General features: G+C 50.8%; 4 protein-coding genes. All 4 read left to right on the forward strand.

What is annotated here, in order from left to right; all coding sequences use genetic code 11:
• The first annotated feature begins 29 nt into the window (after window positions 1-29).
• A complete protein-coding gene (gene wecB / locus RBR60_RS16560; protein ID WP_320358864.1) occupies window positions 30-1,121 on the forward strand; it encodes a non-hydrolyzing UDP-N-acetylglucosamine 2-epimerase in 1,092 nt (363 codons plus the stop codon).
• A 153-nt stretch (window positions 1,122-1,274) separates the two neighbouring features.
• The gene (locus RBR60_RS16565; protein ID WP_413815483.1) at window positions 1,275-2,573 is read left to right on the forward strand and encodes a nucleotide sugar dehydrogenase; all 1,299 of its coding nucleotides are present in this window, start codon (window positions 1,275-1,277) and stop codon (window positions 2,571-2,573) included.
• Window positions 2,574-2,620: 47 nt separating this feature from the next.
• Window positions 2,621-2,878: a hypothetical protein gene (locus RBR60_RS16570; RefSeq protein ID WP_320358867.1), complete on the forward strand. Its 258-nt coding sequence runs from the start codon at window positions 2,621-2,623 to the stop codon at window positions 2,876-2,878.
• Window positions 2,879-3,134, forward strand: a 256-nt coding sequence (locus tag RBR60_RS16575; RefSeq protein WP_320358869.1) for a hypothetical protein, incomplete at its 3' end; no start/stop codon positions are given.

A 3,134-nucleotide genomic window follows, 5' to 3' on the forward strand; every position in this document is an offset into this window, starting at 1 on the left:
TGTTCATCTCTTAATTACGGGAATTGACCTTGAAGATTGTTACCATCGTTGGGGCAAGGCCTCAGTTTGTGAAAGCAGCAACCGTCAGCCGGGCCATAGCGGCGCAGAATCTGAAGCATCCCCAGCAGAGCATGGAAGAAAAAATCGTTCATACGGGCCAGCATTATGACGCCAATATGAGCGATGTTTTTTTTGAGGAAATGCGTATCCCAAGGCCTGCCTATCATCTGGGAGTTGGGGGAGGAAGCCATGGGGCCATGACTGGCCGCATGCTGGAGAAGATAGAAGAGGTGCTTTTGCAAGAGCGTCCGCATTGGGTGCTGGTGTATGGGGATACGAATTCCACCCTGGCCGGGGCCCTGGCAGCCAAAAAGCTGCACATCAGGGTGGCCCATGTGGAAGCGGGATTAAGAAGCTTTAATATGCGCATGCCCGAAGAGCAGAACCGGATTCTCACAGACAGGCTCAGTGATCTGCTCTGCTGTCCCACGGATGCGGCTGTGTCTAACCTGGAAAAAGAGGGCTTCCGGTATTTTCCCTGCCATGTCGCAAAAACCGGGGATGTGATGTATGATGCAGCCCTGTTTTACCGGGCCTTTGCGCGCAGGCCGGAGATTGCGGAGCTTGGGGAGGGGGACTTTATCCTGTGTACCCTGCACAGGGCGGAGAATACGGATGACAAAGACCGTATGGGAGAAATTCTGGCCGCTCTCAGAAAAGTGGCTTGTGAAAAAAAGGTGGTGCTTCCGTTGCACCCCAGAACCCGCAACACCCTGATGGCGCAGGGGCACCACATCCACCATGAGAATCTTCTGATCACAGAGCCCGTGGGCTACCTGGAAATGGTCTGGATGCTGGAGCGTTGCGCCATGGTCATGACAGATAGTGGGGGGCTTCAGAAAGAAGCCTGTTTTTTCCGGAAACCCTGCATCACCTTGCGGGATGAAACGGAGTGGGTGGAGCTGGTGCAGGCAGGGGTGAACAGATTGGCGGGCGCTGAGGAAAGCCGTATTCTGGAATCTGTTATTATGATGAAGGATAAAAAGGTGTCGGACAACGGCCTGTACGGAACGGGCAACAGTGCAGAGCAGGTGGTGGATCTTTTGCTTGCCCATGGATGAACGGGAAGCGGGTGCATGCATGGGATGGTTTTCAGGCCCTTTTTAAGCAAAAAATCCCTTGGAAATTCTGATCCCTTACCCATATCAGTCATCCGTGAGGGTGACTTTTACATTTTTCATAAGGAGAAAACCCGGATGATGCATAACCATAAAATGCAGGCCATTCAGAAATACCAGGATAAAAGTGCTGTCATCGGCATCCTGGGGCTTGGGTATGTGGGGCTGCCCCTGATGCTCCGCTATAATGAAGTGGGGTTTTCGGTTCTGGGCATTGATATTGATCCGGAAAAGGTAGAAAAGCTTAACCAGGGTAAGAGCTATATCGAACATATTCCTGCGGAAAAAATTGAAGCTGCGCGGCATTCCGGTTTTGAGGCCACCACAGACTTCAGCCGGGCTTCGGAATGTGATGCCCTTATTCTCTGTGTTCCTACGCCGCTCAACAAATACCGGGAGCCGGATATCAGTTTTGTGGTGAACACCACAGAGGCCATCAAGCCTTTTTTGCGTGAAGGGCAGGTGATTTCCCTTGAAAGCACGACATACCCCGGCACCACAGAAGAAGAGTTATTGCCCCGGCTGGAGGAAGGCGGCCTTGTGGTGGGCCAGGATATTTTCCTTGTCTATTCTCCGGAACGGGAAGATCCTGGGAACCCGGATTTTATCACCCGCACCATTCCCAAGGTGATTGGTGGTCACACTCCCGCCTGTCTGGAAGTGGGCCTTGCCTTGTACGAAAAGGCCATTGATCGGGTTGTGCCCGTGAGCTCCACCCAGGCTGCGGAAATGACCAAGCTTCTGGAAAATATCCACAGAGCGGTGAATATCGGCCTGGTCAATGAAATGAAAATTGTGGCGGATAAAATGGGCATAGACATCCATGAGGTGATCCATGCGGCTGCCACCAAGCCCTTTGGCTTTGTGCCCTATTATCCGGGGCCGGGCCTGGGCGGGCACTGCATCCCCATTGATCCCTTCTATCTTACCTGGAAAGCCCGTGAGTATGGCCTGAACACCCGCTTCATAGAACTTGCAGGAGAAGTGAACTCTTCCATGCCGGACTACGTGGTGAGCAAAATTCTTCTTGCCCTGAATGACAGAAAAAAAGCCATCAAGGGTAGCCATATTCTGATTCTGGGCATTGCATATAAGAAGAATGTGGATGATATGCGGGAAAGTCCTGCGGTGATGATCATGGAAAAGCTCCGGGATCTTGGGGCCCGGATTGCGTATACAGATCCCCATGTTCCGGTCTTTCCCAAGATGCGGGAGCATCACTTTGACCTTTCAAGCACGCCTCTTACCAGAGAAAATCTTGCCGCCTGCGACTGTGTGGTGCTGACCACAGATCATGATCGTTTTGACTATGAGCTGATACGCGCCCATGCGCCCCTGATCGTGGACAGCCGCGGGAAATACCTTGCACCGGAAGGGCATATTGTGAAAGCGTAATAAAGGGTGTAAAAAATATACTTTTAACCTGCACCGAGGAGCTGCATATGCAGATCGAAGCCATATATAATAAAGGACGCATTGAACTGCCACCCCATCTTCACCTGAAGCAGGATGTGTTCACGGTACGCATAGAAATCCCTGAATATGCCTATGAAAAGAGGGCTGGCTCCTTTATTGAATGGCAATTAAAGATGGAAAAAATCAAACAAGACGTATTGCGTTCGGATGAAAATGCACTGCCGGAGCTTTCACTTAAGCAAAAAGAGTTTCTGGATGCTTTTCAGATACGCGAGGATCAGTAGATGGATGTTCTTCTTGATGTAAATATCATACTGGATGTCTGTGCTGTACGGAAGCCGTGGTTTGATAAATCCTTTGAGGCCATTGAGTGTTGCCGCAGATCCGGTGGGCAGGTATGGGTGTACGCTGGTTCTGTGCAAACCCTGCACTATACCCTTGCCAATGTTCATCTGCAGCAGGCCAGGGAAAATGGAGAACATATTTCCAGAAAAATCTGTATGGAAATAGCAGTCAGGCAACTGAAGGTCTTTACAGAAA

The sequence above is a fragment of the Desulfobotulus sp. genome, from assembly GCF_034006065.1.
Lineage (GTDB): Bacteria > Desulfobacterota > Desulfobacteria > Desulfobacterales > ASO4-4 > Desulfobotulus.